Annotated in this window: 22 protein-coding genes and 1 tRNA gene; 20 read left to right on the top strand and 3 right to left on the bottom strand. The window is 36.9% G+C overall.

Features of this window, described 5'->3' with window-relative positions:
• The first annotated feature begins 19 nt into the window (after positions 1–19).
• The 4 genes from rapZ to M948_RS24805 all read left to right on the top strand — a co-directional run bounded on the left by rapZ (position 20) and on the right by M948_RS24805 (position 3,294).
• Positions 20–904 (top strand): RNase adapter RapZ, encoded by an 885-nt coding sequence (gene rapZ, locus M948_RS24820; RefSeq protein ID WP_021289057.1) that lies wholly within the window; start codon positions 20–22, stop codon positions 902–904.
• Between the two features lie 2 nt (positions 905–906).
• Complete coding sequence (gene yvcK, locus M948_RS24815) at positions 907–1,878, top strand: gluconeogenesis factor YvcK family protein (RefSeq protein WP_021289056.1); 972 nt, start codon at positions 907–909, stop codon at positions 1,876–1,878.
• Positions 1,879–1,904: 26 nt separating this feature from the next.
• The gene (gene whiA / locus M948_RS24810; protein WP_021289055.1) at positions 1,905–2,849 is read left to right on the top strand and encodes a DNA-binding protein WhiA; all 945 of its coding nucleotides are present in this window, start codon (positions 1,905–1,907) and stop codon (positions 2,847–2,849) included.
• 190 nt (positions 2,850–3,039) lie between these two features.
• On the top strand, positions 3,040–3,294 hold the full coding sequence (locus tag M948_RS24805) for an HPr family phosphocarrier protein (RefSeq protein WP_021289054.1): 255 nt from the start codon (positions 3,040–3,042) through the stop codon (positions 3,292–3,294).
• A 40-nt stretch (positions 3,295–3,334) separates the two neighbouring features.
• Here M948_RS24805 and clpP read toward each other — a convergent pair whose 3' ends face one another.
• A complete protein-coding gene (clpP, locus tag M948_RS24800) occupies positions 3,335–3,922 on the bottom strand; it encodes an ATP-dependent Clp endopeptidase proteolytic subunit ClpP (RefSeq protein ID WP_021289053.1) in 588 nt (195 codons plus the stop codon).
• Positions 3,923–4,148: 226 nt separating this feature from the next.
• Here clpP and M948_RS24795 point away from each other — a divergent pair.
• From M948_RS24795 to M948_RS43950, 5 genes are all read left to right on the top strand, one after another.
• Positions 4,149–4,221, top strand: a tRNA-Arg gene (locus tag M948_RS24795).
• Positions 4,222–4,484: 263 nt separating this feature from the next.
• Entirely contained in the window at positions 4,485–4,718 is a 234-nt protein-coding gene (locus M948_RS24790) for a phage holin (RefSeq protein ID WP_021289052.1), read from the top strand.
• A gap of 247 nt (positions 4,719–4,965) precedes the next feature.
• Entirely contained in the window at positions 4,966–5,232 is a 267-nt protein-coding gene (locus M948_RS24785; protein WP_021289051.1) for a hypothetical protein, read from the top strand.
• A 308-nt stretch (positions 5,233–5,540) separates the two neighbouring features.
• On the top strand, positions 5,541–5,855 hold the full coding sequence (locus M948_RS24775; RefSeq protein WP_021289049.1) for a YolD-like family protein: 315 nt from the start codon (positions 5,541–5,543) through the stop codon (positions 5,853–5,855).
• Between the two features lie 129 nt (positions 5,856–5,984).
• Complete coding sequence (locus tag M948_RS43950; RefSeq protein ID WP_220096165.1) at positions 5,985–6,068, top strand: putative holin-like toxin; 84 nt, start codon at positions 5,985–5,987, stop codon at positions 6,066–6,068.
• 200 nt (positions 6,069–6,268) lie between these two features.
• Here the strand turns inward: M948_RS43950 and M948_RS24770 are convergent, their stop codons facing one another.
• A complete protein-coding gene (locus M948_RS24770; RefSeq protein WP_021289048.1) occupies positions 6,269–6,826 on the bottom strand; it encodes a shikimate kinase in 558 nt (185 codons plus the stop codon).
• A 150-nt stretch (positions 6,827–6,976) separates the two neighbouring features.
• Between M948_RS24770 and aroD the strand changes: the two genes are divergently transcribed.
• The 7 genes from aroD to M948_RS24735 all read left to right on the top strand — a co-directional run bounded on the left by aroD (position 6,977) and on the right by M948_RS24735 (position 14,228).
• On the top strand, positions 6,977–7,744 hold the full coding sequence (gene aroD, locus M948_RS24765) for a type I 3-dehydroquinate dehydratase (protein WP_021289047.1): 768 nt from the start codon (positions 6,977–6,979) through the stop codon (positions 7,742–7,744).
• 152 nt (positions 7,745–7,896) lie between these two features.
• Positions 7,897–9,264 (top strand): sigma-54 interaction domain-containing protein, encoded by a 1,368-nt coding sequence (locus M948_RS24760; protein WP_021289046.1) that lies wholly within the window; start codon positions 7,897–7,899, stop codon positions 9,262–9,264.
• A 258-nt stretch (positions 9,265–9,522) separates the two neighbouring features.
• The gene (locus tag M948_RS24755) at positions 9,523–10,218 is read left to right on the top strand and encodes a CoA transferase subunit A (protein WP_021289045.1); all 696 of its coding nucleotides are present in this window, start codon (positions 9,523–9,525) and stop codon (positions 10,216–10,218) included.
• Positions 10,219–10,237: 19 nt separating this feature from the next.
• Positions 10,238–10,912, top strand: coding sequence for a 3-oxoacid CoA-transferase subunit B (locus tag M948_RS24750; RefSeq protein ID WP_021289044.1), 675 nt, complete (start codon positions 10,238–10,240; stop codon positions 10,910–10,912).
• A 19-nt stretch (positions 10,913–10,931) separates the two neighbouring features.
• Positions 10,932–11,708 (top strand): 3-hydroxybutyrate dehydrogenase, encoded by a 777-nt coding sequence (locus M948_RS24745; RefSeq protein WP_021289043.1) that lies wholly within the window; start codon positions 10,932–10,934, stop codon positions 11,706–11,708.
• 20 nt (positions 11,709–11,728) lie between these two features.
• Complete coding sequence (locus M948_RS24740) at positions 11,729–12,907, top strand: thiolase family protein (RefSeq protein WP_021289042.1); 1,179 nt, start codon at positions 11,729–11,731, stop codon at positions 12,905–12,907.
• Positions 12,908–12,944: 37 nt separating this feature from the next.
• The gene (locus M948_RS24735; protein WP_021289041.1) at positions 12,945–14,228 is read left to right on the top strand and encodes a GntP family permease; all 1,284 of its coding nucleotides are present in this window, start codon (positions 12,945–12,947) and stop codon (positions 14,226–14,228) included.
• Between the two features lie 84 nt (positions 14,229–14,312).
• On the opposite strand, the gene M948_RS24730 is transcribed toward M948_RS24735, so the two are convergent.
• Complete coding sequence (locus tag M948_RS24730) at positions 14,313–14,960, bottom strand: hypothetical protein (protein WP_021289040.1); 648 nt, start codon at positions 14,958–14,960, stop codon at positions 14,313–14,315.
• A 153-nt stretch (positions 14,961–15,113) separates the two neighbouring features.
• On the opposite strand from M948_RS24730, the gene M948_RS24725 reads away from it, so the two are divergent.
• From M948_RS24725 to M948_RS24710, 4 genes are all read left to right on the top strand, one after another.
• The gene (locus tag M948_RS24725; RefSeq protein WP_021289039.1) at positions 15,114–16,040 is read left to right on the top strand and encodes a fumarylacetoacetate hydrolase family protein; all 927 of its coding nucleotides are present in this window, start codon (positions 15,114–15,116) and stop codon (positions 16,038–16,040) included.
• Between the two features lie 230 nt (positions 16,041–16,270).
• A complete protein-coding gene (locus M948_RS24720; RefSeq protein ID WP_021289038.1) occupies positions 16,271–16,621 on the top strand; it encodes a DUF485 domain-containing protein in 351 nt (116 codons plus the stop codon).
• Entirely contained in the window at positions 16,618–18,147 is a 1,530-nt protein-coding gene (locus tag M948_RS24715; protein ID WP_021289037.1) for a solute symporter family protein, read from the top strand. Before M948_RS24720 ends, M948_RS24715 begins: the two co-directional genes overlap by 4 nt.
• A gap of 333 nt (positions 18,148–18,480) precedes the next feature.
• A complete protein-coding gene (locus tag M948_RS24710) occupies positions 18,481–18,774 on the top strand; it encodes a DUF2087 domain-containing protein (protein WP_021289036.1) in 294 nt (97 codons plus the stop codon).
• Positions 18,775–18,995 lie beyond the last annotated feature (221 nt).

Here is an 18,995-nt window from a genome sequence, read left to right as displayed (position 1 = left end):
GGTAAAGGGGAGTCACAGAATGAGAAGCGGAAAACTTGAAACAAAACTGGTAATCATTACGGGAATGTCCGGCGCAGGGAAAACGGTAGCTGTACAAAGTTTTGAAGACCTGGGGTATTATTGTGTGGATAACCTTCCTCCTACATTATTGCCTAAATTCATTGAACTAATGAAAGACTCTACAAATAATATTCAACAAGTTGCACTTGTAATGGATTTACGCGCTAGGGAATTTTTTGATACATTATCCGATGCATTAGATGTACTGGCCACAGAAGATTGGCTCGATGAACATATTCTTTTTTTGGATGCAAAAGACGAAAAGCTTGTTAGTAGATATAAGGAAACAAGGCGCTCACATCCATTAGCAGTTGGTGGCCTCCCGCTAAAAGGAATACGTCAAGAAAGAGAGATACTAGATGAACTTAGAGGAAGAGCTCAACGTATTATTGATACGACAAATCTGAAGCCAAAAGAACTTCGTGAAAAAATTGTTCAAAAATATGCAGAGGAAGAACAAGAAGTATTTTCTGTACACATGGTCTCTTTCGGATTCAAGTATGGATTGCCGATTGATGCTGATCTTGTATTTGATGTGCGTTTTCTGCCAAATCCCCACTATGTTGGAAATTTACAACCGTTAACGGGGCTTAACAGTGATGTATCTTCTTATGTATTTAAATGGACAGATACACAGAAATTTATTGCAAAGGTCCTCGACCTTCTTCAATTTATGCTTCCACAATATAAAAAAGAAGGCAAGTCACAACTGGTTGTGGCAATCGGCTGTACTGGAGGACAACATCGGTCTGTTGCTCTTGCAGAACACTTCTCTAAAGAGTTAGCTCCGAATTACATTACTCATGTTAGTCATCGTGATATTGACAAAAGAAAGGGACGTTAAATATGACTAAAGAAAACCTCCCACATGTCGTCGTTGTAGGGGGTGGTACAGGTATGCCTGTATTGCTTCGAGGATTAAAGGATCTTCCAATCCAACTGACTGCATTAGTGACAGTAGCTGATGATGGTGGAAGTACAGGAAGATTGCGTAATGAAATGGCTATCCCTGCACCTGGGGACATTCGTAATGTTATTGCTGCACTTTCCGACGCAGAACCGATGTTAATTGAATTATTTCAGCATCGGTTTGATGTTGGAAATGGATTATCAGGGCATTCGATGGGTAATTTACTATTAGCAGCGATGACATCTATCACTGGAAATTTTAATATGGGAATTCGGGAAATATCACGTGTATTAAATGTAAAAGGGAAGATATATCCGATATCTAATGATAATATGTCGCTACATGCCAGAATGACAGATGGTACCGTAGTCTCCGGAGAATCAAATATCCCTTTATCGAATAAAAAAATTGAACGTGTTTTTCTTAGTCCGCAGCCCGTACAACCCTTACCTAATGCTGTTCGAGCTTTAAAAAAAGCCGACCTTATTGTTATTGCACCTGGCAGTCTTTATACTAGCATTATGCCAACAATTATTATGCCGCAAATTGATGAAGCAATTCGTGAGACGTCAGGAAAGGTTGTTTATGTCTGTAATGTAATGACGCAAGCAGGTGAAACTACTGGATATACAGCAGCTGATCATGTTCAAGCTATTCGCGACCATATTGGGGATTCAAGTGTGGATGCGATTGTTGTTCACAATGAACCAATTGAACAAGCGGTTCGTGCTATTTACGCTGAAGAAAATGCAGCTCCGGTAATCTATGATACGGACCGGTTATTAGATATGGGATTACAAATTATTGAAGGGGATATCATTGATCCAACCAGATCAACATTACGACATGATAATACGAAAGTTTCATCTTTGTTATATTCCTTATTAAAAACAACAACTGATTTTTAAGTAGAGTCAATAAAGGGAGGGATTCGATGTCCTTCGCGTCGGAGATAAAAAAAGAACTAACCGCTATGGAAGTAGAGGATTGTTGTAAATATGCTGAGTTAGCTGCATTGATTCGAATGAATGGAGCGATCTCATTATCGAAACAAAATTATACATTAGATGTTCAAACAGAGAATGCAGCAATTGCGAGACGTATTTACACACTAATCAAAGCTGTTTATGATATGCCTGTGGAATTGCTTGTTCGAAAAAAGATGAAGCTTAAGAAAAATAATGTATATATTGTTCGTTTGAAAGAGCAAGTACGTTCGTTATTAGTTGACTTAAATATATTACAAGAAGCTTATGCTTTTAAGCGAACGATTTCTGAGAAGTTTATGGATAAATCCTGTTGTAAGAAAGCATATATGCGCGGAGCATTTCTTGCAGGTGGTTCAATTAATAATCCAGAAACGTCTTCGTACCATCTCGAAATCTTTAATTTCTACCAAGAGCATAATGATTCTTTATGCCATCTTCTAAATGATTTTGAGCTTCATGCACGTAAGCATGAGCGGAAGAATGGATACATTGTTTATATAAAAGAAGCAGAGAAAATAACTGAATTTCTTGGACTTATTGGCGCGCATAATGCGTTATTTAAATTTGAAGATGTACGTATTGTGCGAGATATGCGTAATTCTGTTAACCGCATAGTAAACTGTGAAACAGCAAATTTAAACAAAACCATTGGTGCTGCATTCAGACAGATTGAAAATATTCAATTAATTGAACGGACAGTCGGTCTTGACCAATTGCCAGAAAAATTAAGAGAGATAGCGATACTCCGAGTGAAACATCAGGACGTTTCATTAAAGGAATTAGGAGAATTAGTCTCTAGCGGTAAAATTTCAAAATCTGGTGTTAACCATCGACTGAAGAAAATCGATGCATTTGCTGAAAAAATAAAAAGTGGAGAAGGTATACAGTAAATTTATTTTCTTTACTTCCTATTCATGCTATAATACGTGTAATCATTGAATGCAAGAATTTTCCAAACACACGATCTCGATTTATATAAAATCGTGGATTAGTAGGGAATACTTACTGATTCACGAGAATAATATAGATCGAAGATACATTATAATTTGTTAGCGCTTACAAAAAGGGGAGAGTGAGGTTTTGGTTGAGAAGATAATTAAAGTGGAATTACCATCAGGATTACAGGCGAGACCGGCAGCTGAATTTGTTCAGGAGGCAAACCGATATACGGCTCATATTTTTTTAGAGAAGAATGGAAAAAAGGTGAACGCGAAAAGTATTATGGGTTTAATGAGTTTAGCGGTTACTGCTGGTGAAGAAATAACGCTTATTGCTGATGGGATGGATGAAGAAACAGCGATGACCGAATTGGTTTCTTTTGTTTCGAAGAAGTAAAAAAATCCCCTTCAGTCCAAAGACTGAAAGGGATTTTTTACTATTCTGGCTTACGTTCTAAAACTTTATCAATCAAGCCGTATTCTACGGATTTCTCAGCTGTCATAAAGTTATCGCGATCTGTATCACGTTCAATTACTTCAATTGGCTGTCCCGAGCGTTCAGAAAGAATTTGATTGATTTTTTCCCGCATCTGAATGATTCGGCGAGCATGGATTTCAATATCTGTTGCTTGACCTTGAGTACCACCTAAAGGCTGATGAATCATTACTTCACTATTAGGTAAAGCGAAACGTTTACCTTTTTCACCAGCTGTCAGTAAGAATGCTCCCATAGATGCAGCCATTCCGGTACAAATTGTAGATACGTCCGATTTAATAAATTGCATCGTATCATAAATTGCCATTCCAGCTGTAATCGATCCACCTGGTGAATTGATGTATAGGGAAATATCTTTTTCTGGATCTTCTGCTTCTAAGAATAGTAGTTGTGCTACAATTGAGTTAGCAACATTGTCATCAATTGCACTACCAAGCATAATGATACGATCTTTTAATAACCGTGAATAAATGTCATAGGCGCGCTCTCCGCGGTTTGTTTGTTCAATAACTGTAGGAATTAAATTCATGAAAAATCCTCCTTATCTATTCAAGTATCCATATGATCGGATATACTTATCATAACTAATAGGTCAAAAAAGGTCAAACGAAAACTTTCAATGATAGCAAAGGAAAATACACATACATTCATTCCCATCTGAATAAAAAATAAACCTATCTTAGAGAAAAAATACTTGTGTAACAGCTGAGTTGACGTTATAATATTCTATGTGTCTCATTTATATAATAGTACATGCGCCCGTAGCTCAGGGGATAGAGCAACGGTTTCCGGTACCGTGAGTCGGGGGTTCGAATCCCTCCGGGCGCGTTAGTTAATCCTTTAAAAGCACGTATAAACAAAGGTTTTGTTTATACGTGCTTTTATATTGAGCATTAATTTTTCGTTAATTTTGATAGAAGTAAGCAGGAATGAAAGCGATATTTGTCGTATTTATTGATAAACGTAGAACTCTATTGGTAATGGTGCAAAAATGTTACGAATGTTTTTACCATAAAGTCACACCTTCTTGGCATATATATAAGTACAAGCAATTCGCTTACCTTTATTTTTACAAGATGGAGGTGAACAACATGGACCGAGGCACGCTTATTCGTACGATTGTTTTGGTATTAGCATTAATTAATCAATTTCTTATTGCAGCAGGAAAAAATCCGATTCCTGGCTCCCAAGAACTTTGGGGTGAAATTCTTTCCTTGTTATTTACAGCTTTTGCTAGTATTTGGGCTTGGTTTAAAAATAATTACATTACTGAACGGGGAAGACAACAAAAAGAAGTACTGCAAGCAAATCATTTAATTAAATAGTGAAAGACTAAGATGTTACGAATCGTTTTGTCCATCGAGGGGATGCTCGATGGATTTTTTTTATACAGAGAATGGTACAGTACATTTCTCAAAGGCCTGGTCTTACGTGGGTTCGAACCCTTACTTCTAACATCTCCATTCCATGCGGTTGCCATGTGAATAAGCTTGTATTAAAAAGCAGCGTTCTTTCATATGTTGAGGTGATTTCTATAATGATATTTGGTTATCCTAATACTGGGTGATAAATATGAAGGCTAATGATATGGAAAGCAAACGGTTTGATAAGGCTTTGGATGAATTTATCGATCTTTTTAATAATTTAGAAACGGATGTTCCAATTATTCAATTTGGAGAGGATGTAATAAAAAACATCGAACTTGCTAAGCAAAAATATGGGGAGGCAGTGATCGACAAAAAAATTAACATAGTGGTTCGTGAAATGCTTTCCTTGCTTGATTTAGAAAATATGAAGATAGAAGAAACAACAGCTGATGATACAGAAAAAAATAAATAAACAGATATGAAAAAATTACTAGTTAAAAACACGCATATATGTTCTGTTTTTGTGATACAATAAGAACAAACGTTCTTGAAGAGGTGTCATATTGTGATAGGATTACTTCAACGTTCAAAAGAAAAAAAGCAAAAACTCGTTTTAGTTTATATTGATCACGACAATCAGATAACACAACGATTAATAAGGGTGGTAGAAATAAACCGAAATTCCATATTGGCATATTGTTTTTATCGTCAACAACTGCGAAGGTTTACCTTTAAAAACATTCTTTCATGTGGACCAGTTAAAAGAAAGGAAAGTGCTTAATGAGTATGAATGATCGTGGATCCATTAAATGGACATCAATGATGTTACCTGAACATGTGGAATTATTGAATAGAATGTGGGCGGAACAGGAATATAAGGAAAAACCTGTCCTGGATGAACAGCGGCTTGTGGAAATGGATGCTCAACTGCAATTAGCTATATGTAATGATTTGACAATTGAAATTAAGCATTATAATGGTCGAGATTATTTAACCCATAGAGGAAAATTAAAAAATATTAATAAAAATAGATTAACCTTAGACAATGAGACGGCGATTGAACGGATAAATATTCTAGATATCTGGGTTGATTAAATAATGATGTAGATGGGCATTACATCCAAAAATAGGAATTAAGCATAATTTTTGTTACAATATAGCTGTACAATATGGCTTTCGTGGGTGGCGGTTTCACTCCCTGACTGAATTGCAGGAGAGGGGGCGATGCCTATGACAGTGTTTGAAGCGCTTGTGCTGATGATCTCGTTTGGTTCATTAGTTGTTGCATTGCTGTCACAAAAAAAATAACCACCCATAAGCCTGGCAAGCATAGTGGGTAGTTATTTTCTATAAACTGTGTGAGCCGCCCCCTTGAAGGGCTATTGTACATGGCCGATGGTGTACCAGCACCATCGGTCTTTACATTCTTCAAAAGTAAGACCATTCTTATCTTATGATTAACTAATTATATTATACCCCACTAAAAAGAAAAAGAAAACTCCAAGTTATTATTTTTGTGGTTCATATATGTCCCAAGCTGTTTTTAAAGAATCCACAATATAAGAGGCTGCTTCATCAATCATTAATTGGTCAGTGGGAACGGTTGAATGATGGTCTTGATAAATGGATTTCCTTTCTTCGAATAATGCTTTTATTTCGTCAAGACTTTTCCCTTGTAGGACAGGCCGGCTGTCAATAAGTAAACTAATTCGATCTTGCCAAGATTCCCAAGATAAATCTAAGTAAAAGACAATGCACTTGTCTAGACACATTTTCCTTATATCCTCTTGAAGAAATGCTCCGCCACCTAGAGAAATAATTTTTAGCTTTTGATTACAAAGTCCTTGGATAATTTCTTTTTCTTTCTGTCTAAATACATGCTCGCCATAGGTTTGAAAAATCTCAGAAGCAGGTAAACCAAATGTTGCCTCAATCTCTTGATCTGCATCAATAAAATCTCGAAACAGCTTTTTGGCTATTTCTTTGCCAATAGTTGTTTTTCCAACTCCCATAAATCCAATCAAAACAATACTTTTTTGTCGTAATGGTATATCTTGTCCGTTCATACGTTACCTCTTTCTTTCCAATCATTTTTTCCAATTATAGACCAAATTGAATATCTATGCACGAGGCAAAAAAGGATGTTCTGTATTTGTTGGCAACATATCATGTAACGATTATAATAAATAGTTAATACGTTAATGGGGGAGAAAAAGTTGAATATTGTATCTGTAAAAAATGTACAAATTGGTACAGGTATCCCGAAAGTCATTATACCTTTGATGGCGGCTACAGCACATGAATTAAAGATAGAAATCCAAGAAGTGAAAAAAGAAAATCCGGATATGGTTGAATGGCGAGCAGATGCTTTAATAGAAGGGGATAAGCTAGAAACGGTAATCCATGTGCTCTCAGAAATAAAAGAAGCGTTGGGTGAAATTCCGTTGCTGTTTACCTTTCGCTCGTACAAAGAAGGAGGGCAGAAGGAAACCAGTTCTTCCTATTATATGAACTTGCTGACAGCGGTAATTGAATCTAAATATCCTGATTTGGTTGATATTGAATTATTTATTGGATCTTCTATCGTTAAGAGACTGGTGAAAAAGGCAAAAGAGCAGCAAATAATGGTCATTATGTCTAATCATGATTTTCAAGCAACACCTGCGAATGAGGAAATGATAAATCGATTAGTTACCATGCAAGAAGCTGGTGCAGATATCCTAAAGATTGCGGTAATGCCAACGTGTATAATGGATGTTTTGCGGCTATTAGCCGTTGCAGAAACGATGAAGACGACTTATGCGAAGCAGCCATTTATTACAATAGCAATGGGTCAAATGGGGTTACTAAGCAGAATTGCTGGAGAAATGGTAGGATCAGCAGCAACATTTGGTTCAGGTAAACAAGCTTCTGCTCCAGGTCAGATTGAAGCTGAAGAATTAAAATATTTACTCGGCAGACTTCACTATCATTCAAAGAATTGAAATGAAAGCAAGCTCCTATAGGTGGATCTTGCTTTTTTACTAGCAACATATTCGCCAAGAGGATTTTACAGAAAATAGCTGTTATTTAGAAATGAATTTCGTTGACATTCCAATTATAATATAACTAATAACATGGAAATGAGGAGTGTGTCATGACAACCTTAACATCCCATTATAAAGATGAGATTTTTGAAACCGTTTTCGAGAATGCTTACCATTGCTTTGTGGTTGTTGATGAGGATGGTATAGTAACTTACATGAATAAAAGCTATTGCCGTTTTCTTGAGATGGATAAGCAGGAAGTTATTGGTAAGCATGTCACAAACGTGATCGAAAATACGCGGATGCATATCGTAGTCCAAACAGGTAAGGAAGAAATAGCAGATCTTCAGTACATTCGCGGTAACCATATGATTGCCAATCGAATTCCAGTTCGTTCCAATGGAAATGTAGTAGGTGCAGTAGGGACGGTTCTGTATCGAGATACAAAAGAATGGATGCTTATGAATAGTCATATTAAAGATTTGTTGCTGGAAATAGAACATTATCGCAATCAATTAAAGGAACAACATGGTATTACGTATTCGCTTCATGATATAGCTGGAAGCTCTAAGCAAATGAGTGATTTAAAAGAAAAAATAAAGAAAGTTTCCCCTGGAGATGTCTCGATACTTCTCAGAGGAGAAAGCGGTACGGGAAAGGAATTGTTTGCTCATAGTATCCATCATTTAAGTGAACGAAATACAAAGCCATTTGTAAAAGTGAATTGTGCAGCAATTCCTGAACACCTAATTGAATCGGAACTATTTGGTTATAAAGAAGGAGCGTTTACTGGAGCAAAAAGAGGCGGAAAACTAGGTAAGTTCCAATTAGCGGATGGAGGAACATTGTTTTTAGATGAAATTGGTGATATGCCATTGAGTGCACAAGTGAAAATCTTACGAGTCCTGCAAGAAGGAGAGATAGAATCAATTGGTTCAGAAACGCCTCAGAAGATAGATGTGAGGATTATCGCTGCAACCAATCAGCCATTAGAGGAGTTAATGGAGACCCAACGATTTAGAGAGGACTTGTTCTATCGAATCAATGTCGTTCAACTATTTATTCCACCATTACGTGAAAGACCGGATGACATTCGTTTGATTTCAAAGTTTATTCTCCACAAAGTGAGAAAACGTACAGGCAAGCGTATAATGGATATTGATTCAGCAGCTATGAGTCAACTTACTCATTACAGCTGGCCAGGAAATATTCGTGAATTGGAAAATGTAATTGAATCAGCCATACATTTAACCAATCAGGAGAGAATTAGTGTAGATGATCTACCAGATCGATTGCGTTCACAAATCAACACAGTGAAACAAACTGGTAACTTAAAAGAAATATTGGAGAACGCAGAAAAAGCAGCAATTCAATATGCAATTGAAAAAGCAAAAGGAAATAAAGAAGCCGCGATGAAAACCTTAGGAATAAAGAAATCCAGTCTATATGAAAAACTAAAAAAGTATGGTATATCCTAGTTCCGATTTTCCGGAAAAGATTCCACCTTTTCGGAATCATTGGTAGGATACTGAAAACAGTAAGTGCTTACATTATTTATATAACTGATATGAACCAATTTTCCATTCTTGTGGAAGATTGGTTTTTTTATTAATCAAATTGTAAAAAAGGAATTATCCTTTGTTATGCAGATCCATTTCAAATGGAAGACAGTGGTTAAGCAATAAAAATTATTTGGCATAATTTTTGCTATATATGAGGGAGAGGGGTGTTAAGGGATGAAGGAAATATATCAAACCTTTACAGAAGCTATAGAAAAAATGGAAGATGGAGCAACAATTATGGTAGGAGGCTTTGGCTTGGTAGGAATTCCGGAAAATCTTATCTTGGCTTTAGTTGAATCCAATGTAAAGCATTTAACGGTTGTTTCGAATAATTGTGGAGTCGATGACTGGGGGTTAGGTTTATTATTAAAAAATCATCAAATTGATCGAATGATTGGATCATATGTAGGGGAAAACAAAGCATTTGAACGCCAAGTATTATCGGGAGAATTAAAGGTGGAACTTGTCCCTCAAGGAACGTTATCAGAAAGAATTAGAGCAGGTGGAGCCGGGATTCCAGGATTTTATACGCCTGCAGGTGTTGGCACACCTTTAGCTGAAGGAAAGGAAATTCGGAGTTTTGAAGGAAAAGACTATTTGCTTGAGACTGCGCTCAAATCCGATTTTAGTCTTATTAGAGCAGCGATAGGGGATAAACACGGGAATTTACAGTATGCAAAAACAGCACAAAATTTCAATCCAATGATGGCTGCAGCTGGTAAGGTAACAATTGCTGAAGTCGAGCAGGTAGTGGAAACAGGTAGAATAGATCCAGCATATATCCATACACCAGGAATATATGTAGATGGCATAATTGAAGGGAAACAGGAGAAAAGAATTGAAAGATTAACGGTACAACAAGAAGATTAGTAATAGGGAGGTAATCATGATGTTAAAACAATTTGATAAGGTATCCACAAGAGAAAAAATCGCAATAAGAGCTGAGCGTGAAATTGTAAGCGGTTCCTATGTTAATCTAGGAATTGGCATGCCAACAAAGGTAGCCAATTATATTCAAGCTGATAAAAAAGTTATTCTTCAATCAGAAAATGGTTTGCTTGGAATAGGAAGGTTTCCGGATAAACATGAAGTTGATCCAGACTTAATTAATGCGGGGAAGGAAACGGTGACAGCTGTTACTGGGGCAGCTTATTTTAGCAGTGCAGAGTCTTTTGCAATGATTCGTGGAGAACATTTAGATCTTGCCATTTTAGGTGGTATGGAAGTTTCTGAATCGGGTGATTTAGCAAATTGGATGATCCCAGGAAAAATGATTAAAGGAATGGGAGGGGCTATGGATATTGTTCACGGTGCAAAAAAAATAGTTATTATTATGGATCATGTGACAAGGCATGGGGAACCCAAAATCTTAAAAGAATGCCAGTTGCCATTAACCGGAAAAAATGTAGTGGATCGAATTATTACAGATCGAGCGGTTATTGACGTCACCAAGGATGGCTTTGTTTTACAAGAAACGGCGCAAGGATGGACAATAGATGAAGTAAAGGAATCAACAGGTGCTAAGCTCCATGTAAGCAAACAGCTAATTGAAGAAGCGTTTTAAAAAATGGGAGGAACTAAAAATGGTAGAGAATCAAGTAGTATTTATTACTGGTGCAGCAAGTGGAATTGGTTATGAAATTGGTGTCGCGTTTTTAACAAGTAATGCTTCCGTTGTTTTTACAGATATAAATGAAACAAAGGTTAATGAAGTAGTAAATAAATTGAAGGAACAAGGCTATGATTGTCTCGGATTAACATGTGATGTAACAAATGAGAATCAACTAAAACAGGCAATAGATCAAACTGTTAAGCATTATGGAAGACTTGATGTTCTCATTAATAATGCTGGTTTGCAGCATGTATCTCCCATCGAGGAATTTCCGACAGAGAAGTTCGAGTTTATGACTAAGGTAATGCTAGTAGCACCGTTTGCTGCAACGAAGCATGTCTTCCCAATCATGAAGCAACAAGGAAGTGGACGGATTATAAATATATCTTCGATTAATGGGGTTATTGGATTTGCGGGTAAAGCTGCTTATAACAGTTCCAAACATGGAATAATTGGACTAACAAAAGTTGCAGCTTTAGAAGGTGCTTCAGATGGCATAACGGTGAATGCTGTTTGTCCAGGTTATGTGGATACACCATTGGTTCGTAATCAACTGGAGGATCTGGCAAAAACGCGAGATGTTTCTCTGGAGAAAGTGTTGGAAGAAGTTATTTATCCTCTGGTTCCACAAAAGCGGTTATTGTCCGTGGCAGAAATTGCGGACTATACCATCTTCCTAGCAAGTGATAAGGCGAAAGGTGTCACTGGGCAGGCGATCATTATTGATGGCGGCTATACAGCACAATAATTAAGAGAGGAGTAACAGACATGGAAAATGTTTATCTATTAGAAGGCGCAAGAACTCCATTTGGTACTTTTGGTGGAGCTCTTAAAGATATTGATCCAACGGAGCTTGGAGTGATAGCAAGCAAAGAAGCACTCAATCGAAGTAAAATGGATGCTAGTTCAATTGATTTCACTGTTATGGGAAATGTGATTCACTCAGCTAAAAACGCCCCTTATTTAACGAGACATTTGTCGTTGCAAACGGGCATTCCATTAGAAAGTAACTCCCTAACTGTGAATCGATTATGCGGTTCTGGGCTACAAGCGGTTATCAATGCTGCGCAATCAATTCAATTACAAGAAGGACAGGCAGCACTGGCTGGTGGAGTTGAAAATATGAGTTTAGCCCCATATGCATTGAGAGGCAGCAGGTTTGGTACAAAATTAGGAACACCCAAAATGGATGACATGCTTTGGGCGGCTCTTACCGATGAATATATTGGAGCAGGGATGGGGGTAACTGCAGAAAATTTAGCGAAAAAATATGATATTTCCCGAGAAGCTCAAGATGCGTATGCATACGAAAGTCATCGTCGTGCAGCTGAAGCAAGGAATCGAGGGATATTTACCGATGAAATTGTCCCCGTTGAGGTGAAAACAAGAAAAGGAATGTCCCTAATGGATACCGATGAACATATTCGAGAAGATACAACGATGGAGCGATTAGCGAAACTAAAGCCTTCTTTTACATCAGATGGTACGGTAACTGGGGGAAATGCAAGTGGTATTAATGATGGAGCAGCAGCTGTTGTGTTAGCAGGAGAGCAATTTGTTCAGGAAAACAGTTTAAAACCAATAGCTAAAATTATTTCATGGGGGATAGCTGGAGTAGATCCTTCTATTATGGGAATAGGCCCTGTTCCTGCTATGAAAAAAGCATTGGCGAATGCAGGATTATCGTTGTCAGACATTGATCTCTTCGAAGTGAATGAAGCTTTTGCAGCACAGTATTTAGCCGTAGAAAAAGAACTGGGGCTAGATCGAGATAAAGTCAATGTAAATGGCGGTGCAATTGCTTTAGGGCATCCAATTGGTGCTAGTGGAACGCGTGTATTATATACACTTATTAAAGAACTGCATCGTAAAAACAAAACGCATGGCATGGTGTCATTGTGCATTGGCGGAGGTCAAGGAATAGCCATGATAGTAGAAGTTATGTAATCAGTTAACAAGAAGAAAATAGGGGGGGGGATTGTTCATGATCGGTATCATTCTGGGGTTGATTGTATTAATGCTGTTAGCCTACTTAGGGTGGTCAATTATTTGGGTAGCACCCATTGCAGCAGGAGTGGTTGCATTAACAGGAGGATTAGACTTGCTCGATGCATACAAAGATACATACATGGGGGGATTTGTATCTTTTGCTAAGCAATGGTTTCCTGTGTTTATGTTAGGTGCGATATTTGGAAAGCTAATGGAAGATACAGGGATGGCTAGATCCGTTGCAGTTGCTTTAACGAAAATTATTGGTACAAGGCGTGCGATCTTGGGGGTATTAGTATCATCAGCAGTTTTGACTTATGGAGGGGTTAGTTTATTTGTAGTGGTGTTTGCCGTTTATCCACTAGCTTTAACATTATTTCGTGAAGCGAATATAAGCAGAAGGCTAATTCCTGCAACAGTTGCATTAGGTGCATTTACATTTACGATGACTGCATTGCCAGGAACACCTCAAATTCAAAATTTAATTCCTATGGATTACTTTCAGACAAGTGCCACAGCTGCACCAATAATGGGGATTATTGCAGCTTTAATAATGGCTGGCGGTGGTTATTTTTATCTAAGCTGGCGAGAGAAAAAATTAACAAAGAATGGAGAAACCTATACAGAGCCGAAAGAGAATAATATCGAAAATAAGGAAGCACCCACACCGAATTTTATATTATCTCTTTTACCATTATTAGCCGTTCTCATTACCTTAAATGTTTTCAAATGGGATATTGTTATTGCCTTAATTTCGGGTATTACCCTGCTATTATTTTTAAATCTACACAAAGCAAAAAGTTTTGTTAAAGCGATTAATAATGGTGCTACAGGGTCAGTGATTGCTATTATAAATACAAGTGCGGCAGTTGGATTCGGAACTGTGGTAAAAGTTGTACCAGGATTTGAGAAACTAACCGAAATCCTAATGGGCATCAAAGGAAACCCGTTAATTTCAGAAGCAGTTGCTGTCAATGTGCTGGCTGGAGCAACTGGGTCAGCCTCAGGAGGGATGGGAATTGCCCTTGAAGCATTGGGGTCAAAATACTACGAAATTGCTATAAATACCGGTATTTCACCGGAAGCATTTCATCGTATCGCTTCATTGTCATCCGGTGGTCTAGATGCGCTGCCACATAATGGAGCTGTTTTAACCTTGCTGACCATTACTGGTATGTCCCATAAAGATAGTTATAAAGATATTTTTGTAGTAGCTGTTTTGATTCCAGTAATATCTGTAATTGTAGCCATTATTTTAGCTTCGCTAGGTATATTTTAATAAATAGCAGGTACAGGAAAAACCCTGTACCTGCTATTTATGTCACCTGCAAAAAAGAAAAACCATTTCGATAGAAGTTTTTTGTTATTTATTGTCAGTCCTTTTCAATCTTATTAGCGGAACTTGTATTACTTTTTTCTTATATAAATACGCAATCCCATTTAATATAAACGCAGGTACTTTTTTAGGGCTGTATTTCCTAAAATACATACGTGAGAACATAAATTTAATATCATCCCATTGATGATCGTGTGAGAGCTGTCGAAAACGAGCAACATCAATTAATTTTATATTTCCTTCTGGGGTTAAAATAATATTTCGTAAATGAATGTCCGAGGGATTTAACCCTTGCTGTTTAGCGAGTTTTAAAGCAAAGTCTGCCTCTTTTATATTTTCTTCTGTTAATGGAATGCCAAGTGTTAAACAGTCATATAATGTGTATCCATTAATATAATCGATTAGTAGATAATTTTTTCCGGATTGATATAATTTAGGGAAAAAAGAGTTTTCATTTAATAATTGATAAATTTCTGCTTCCTCTGATGCAATGTGTTCGTATTCTGGTGGAAAGACTTTGAGGGCCTTGGAAGTAGACTTGATTTTAAAGACAACCGCACTACGTCCTACACCAATAACTTCTAATGATGGATGTTTCTCAGCAACGGTTAATGATTGTTTTTCATTCTGTATGTTAACACTCTCTGCTAACTCAATAATCGTATTGGTGTCCAAGTTTTTACCCTCCTTGTACAATATCTTATATAACATTATATAAAAAAAGAACGATAATTTCCTGTTTAAACTATACCTAGACAATAGGAGGAATTCCCTGTATTTTTAAAATATTACAATGGTTTGCCTTAAAAAGGAAAGGAGTGTAAGGAAATGAAGTTAGTGAATTATCAGTTGAAAGAATTGGATGAGTCGAGAGTTGGCTGCCTAATTAATGATCAAGTATTGGATTTACAAGATGCATACAAACAGTATCTGATCTCCGTACATGAGGAGAAGTCAGTAGACCAATTAGAACAAGAACTTCCATCTAATCCGCAACATTTTTTTACAAGAGGTATCCCAGCAATTGAGAAAGCGCAAAAGGCATTAAACTATAACTTAGAGCAAGAAGCAATAGAGTTACGAATGAACCGAGAAGAACTACGGTTAGAAACTCCAGTTCCTTCTCCTTCAAAAATTATATGTATTGGAAAAAACTATGCTGATCATGTAGAAGAAATGAAGGGAGATATTCCAGAGTTTCCTGTATTGTTTGCCAAGTACGATAATGCATTAATTGGACCAGAAGCTTATATTGAAAAGCCTGCGTTTACAAAAGAACTTGACTATGAAGTAGAACTCGCAGTGGTAATTGGAAAAGAAGCATCAAAAGTACTCAAGGATGAGGCATTTCAGTATATCGCTGGATATACCATTGGAAATGATACAACAGCTAGAGACCTACAAAAACGGACACCGCAATGGCTACAAGGAAAGACGTTAGATCGGTCTACACCTATTGGGCCATGTATAGTAACTACTGATGAAATAACAGATCCTGCGAACTTACAGATTAAATCATTTGTAAATGGTGAGGAACGACAATCATCGAATACAAGTAATCTCATATTCGATATCCCATTTCTTATCCAGTTTATATCAAGACTGATAACATTGAAACCAGGGGATATCATTATGACAGGTACTCCTAATGGAGTTGGCTTTGCTAGAAATCCTGCCCAGTTTCTCCAAGATGGGGATGTAGTAGGAGTTGAAGTTGAACAGATTGGACACATGGAAAATAAAGTAGTTGAATAATCTTTACGATGATAATAACAAAGGCCTTACCAGCATATATGTATGGAAGGCCTTATTTTATTGATAAGTTTATAAGCTATAAGAGTCCCTTGAAGGCATCCAACTATTTTACTAAATTCCGGTTTAATTTTTATAATTTATTGAATATTGTTTTAAATTAGTATACGATTTGGTTATTGAAAAATAAGCCTGCTATTTTAAGTAATAGCAGGAAAAAAGGAGGAAACAATATGAACGTTGGAAGCGATTACAAAGAATTGTCGTATCAAGAAACAAAACCTGATTATCAACAGGTGGCTGAAAGTGCTTCATTTAAGGATTTAATTACAAGACGAAAACGATTTATTATTCCCCTTACCATTTTCTTTTTAGTGTTTTATTTTCTACTTCCAGTTCTAACTTCTTATACTACCTTTTTGAATACTCCAGCGATAGGGGATATATCGTGGGCATGGTTGTTTGCTTTTGCGCAATTTATTATGACTTGGGTTTTCTGCATTATCTATGTGAAGAAATCAGCCCAGTTTGATCGTCAATCGGATGAAATTATTGAAGATCAATTAGGAGGAGAACGAGAATGAATGCGACCGTTATTACATTGTTTTTAGCAATTGTCCTTGCCACACTAGTTATCACATATTACGCTGCTAAAAAAACACAGACGACTGGTGATTTTTATACGGCAGGAGGAGGTTTAACTGGCTGGCAAAATGGACTTGCTATTGCAGGGGACTATTTATCAGCCGCTTCGTTTTTAGGTATTGCCGGAGCAATTGCACTTTATGGTTTCGATGGATTTTTTTATAGTATTGGTTTTTTAATTGCCTACTTAGTTGTAATGTTTTTAGTTGCAGAGCCATTACGGAATTTAGGGAAATACACACTCGCCGATATGATTAATGCACGATTCGATGCTAAAAAAGTAAGAGCGATCGCAGCTTTAAGTACAATTACGATTGTGATTTTTTACATGATTGCACAGCTTGTTGGAGCAGGTGCATTAATTCAGCTATTATTTGATATTGATTATTGGATAGCCGTATTAATTGTTGGAGTCATGATGACAATTTATGTATTATTTGGTGGAATGACAGCTACTAGCTGGGTACAAATAATAAAAGCAGTTTTATTGATGATTGGTACAGTAATCATAGCATTTATGGTATTGGCTAAGTTTAACTTTAATATTCTAGGTATGTTTAGTGAAATGAAAACCGTGACAAGCCATGGCGCTGATTACTTAAATCCTGGCTTAAAGTATAAAGTACCACTCGATACGATTTCATTAATGTTAGCCTTAGTGCTTGGAACAGCAGGATTGCCTCATATCTTGATGCGGTTTTTTACTGTGAAAAATGCAAAAACAGCAAGGAGTTCTGTTGTTACAGCTACGTGGGTTGTAGGGATATTTTATGTACTGACCATCTTCTTAGGGTTTGGAGCAGCTGCTTTTGTAGGAGAAGAGCTTATTACTGCAGCCAATCCAGCAGGGAATATGGCAGCACCATTATTAGCAGAGGCTCTTGGTGGTAATCTACTCATGTCGTTCGTTTCAGCAGTAGCATTTGCAACCATTCTTGCTGTTGTTGCAGGATTGGTTTTATCTGGTGCTTCTGCATTTGCGCATGACATATATGGCCAAATTATTAAAAAAGGAAAGGCCACAGATAAACAACAAATGATTGCTGCACGGTATGCTTCTTTAGGTGTCTCTGTTTTCTCAATTTTATGTGCTTTATTCGCCCAAACCATGAATGTTGCATTTTTGGTGTCGTTAGCGTTTTGTGTAGCCGCTAGTGCGAATCTACCTGTTATCCTTTATACCATTTATTGGAAACGGTTCAATACAACTGGTGCAATTACAGGCATGCTATTTGGTTTACTTTCCGCCATTATCTTGGTATCCATAAGTCCAAATGTATTTTCTCCTACAGAAGGAGCCGCCATATTAGTTGGTGAACCTATTTTTCCACTTACTAATCCAGCTTTAATATCTGTTCCTTTAGGATTTATTGGTGGATACTTGGGAACGGTATTTTCGAAGGAAGCGGATTTAAAACGATTTGCAGAGGTACAAGTAAAAGCAAATACAGGTTATCGAGAGTGAATAACAACGATCAATAATTTCACAAGGAGGAAATCATCCTTCAATGGATTAAGCCAAATTCTATAATAGATCGGTGATTTTATTATGACTTCAGAGGATGAGATATTTAGCTCTTAGTAATTATCGATTTATTCGCTAAACCAACTGAAATAGGCACTGCTCTTTGCGGACGCAGCAATGGCTAACCCGGGAAGTAAAAGCACTTCCACTGGGTGTAGCTTATGAGCTTATAATCCGTGTTGTTCCGCTGGAGTCAGGCCTATTTTCATTCGTTGTGATTAGGATAAAGATATATAGCGAGCATTTATACATTTTCACAAGGAGGGAAAAAGGTTGGATAAACGATATGTTGCAACTATGGAAGAACAAGAAAAGGTGTTACGTACGTTTTTTAAAAAGGGTGCAGATGGACCAATTGAAACATTTCCTAGTAAAGAAAAACGAAAGCTAATTATCTTACAACATATAATCACTCGATTTGATCAAACCAAAAATTATACAGAGAAAGAAGTAAATGATGTACTAAAAAGAATTTATCGTGATTTTGCGATAATTAGAAGATATCTAATTGATTATGGTTTTATGAAACGAAACAAAGATGGATCAAAATACTGGGTAAATGTTTAGGGTAGAGGCACCATATAGCCTGGATTAAAAGTCCGTGTAGAAGATAGGAGTGTCTACAAACTCTCTAAGAAGCTTTAAAAAAATGAATACCTTATTCTTATTATAATCCGTATCCAAGTAAATGTTCTAGGTAGAGGGCAAGTTCAATCTGTGGTAGGTATTGTTTTCTGCTCACGGTGAAGGAAGCCGACGGATTAAATTGCAATTTAGGTTTATGCTAG

It is taken from the genome of Virgibacillus sp. CM-4 (genome assembly GCF_000445495.1).
GTDB lineage: Bacteria > Bacillota > Bacilli > Bacillales > Amphibacillaceae > Virgibacillus > Virgibacillus salexigens.
This window is presented reverse-complemented; position numbering and strand designations above follow the sequence as displayed.

Bases quoted from the DNA above. Each gene is read 5' to 3' on its own strand.
- M948_RS24740 (WP_021289042.1), top strand. From the start codon at position 11,729: ATGGAAAATGTTTATCTATTAGAAGGCGCAAGAACTCCATTTGGTACT.
- M948_RS24775 (WP_021289049.1), top strand. From the start codon at position 5,541: ATGAGTATGAATGATCGTGGATCCATTAAATGGACATCAATGATGTTA.
- clpP (WP_021289053.1), bottom strand. From the start codon at position 3,922: ATGAATTTAATTCCTACAGTTATTGAACAAACAAACCGCGGAGAGCGC.
- M948_RS24785 (WP_021289051.1), top strand. From the start codon at position 4,966: ATGAAGGCTAATGATATGGAAAGCAAACGGTTTGATAAGGCTTTGGAT.
- M948_RS24770 (WP_021289048.1), bottom strand. From the start codon at position 6,826: ATGAACGGACAAGATATACCATTACGACAAAAAAGTATTGTTTTGATT.
- M948_RS24720 (WP_021289038.1), top strand. From the start codon at position 16,271: ATGAACGTTGGAAGCGATTACAAAGAATTGTCGTATCAAGAAACAAAA.
- M948_RS43950 (WP_220096165.1), top strand. From the start codon at position 5,985: ATGCCTATGACAGTGTTTGAAGCGCTTGTGCTGATGATCTCGTTTGGT.
- M948_RS24735 (WP_021289041.1), top strand. From the start codon at position 12,945: ATGATCGGTATCATTCTGGGGTTGATTGTATTAATGCTGTTAGCCTAC.
- rapZ (WP_021289057.1), top strand. From the start codon at position 20: ATGAGAAGCGGAAAACTTGAAACAAAACTGGTAATCATTACGGGAATG.
- yvcK (WP_021289056.1), top strand. From the start codon at position 907: ATGACTAAAGAAAACCTCCCACATGTCGTCGTTGTAGGGGGTGGTACA.
- M948_RS24755 (WP_021289045.1), top strand. From the start codon at position 9,523: ATGAAGGAAATATATCAAACCTTTACAGAAGCTATAGAAAAAATGGAA.
- M948_RS24790 (WP_021289052.1), top strand. From the start codon at position 4,485: ATGGACCGAGGCACGCTTATTCGTACGATTGTTTTGGTATTAGCATTA.
- whiA (WP_021289055.1), top strand. From the start codon at position 1,905: ATGTCCTTCGCGTCGGAGATAAAAAAAGAACTAACCGCTATGGAAGTA.
- M948_RS24725 (WP_021289039.1), top strand. From the start codon at position 15,114: ATGAAGTTAGTGAATTATCAGTTGAAAGAATTGGATGAGTCGAGAGTT.
- M948_RS24760 (WP_021289046.1), top strand. From the start codon at position 7,897: ATGACAACCTTAACATCCCATTATAAAGATGAGATTTTTGAAACCGTT.
- M948_RS24745 (WP_021289043.1), top strand. From the start codon at position 10,932: ATGGTAGAGAATCAAGTAGTATTTATTACTGGTGCAGCAAGTGGAATT.
- M948_RS24715 (WP_021289037.1), top strand. From the start codon at position 16,618: ATGAATGCGACCGTTATTACATTGTTTTTAGCAATTGTCCTTGCCACA.
- M948_RS24750 (WP_021289044.1), top strand. From the start codon at position 10,238: ATGTTAAAACAATTTGATAAGGTATCCACAAGAGAAAAAATCGCAATA.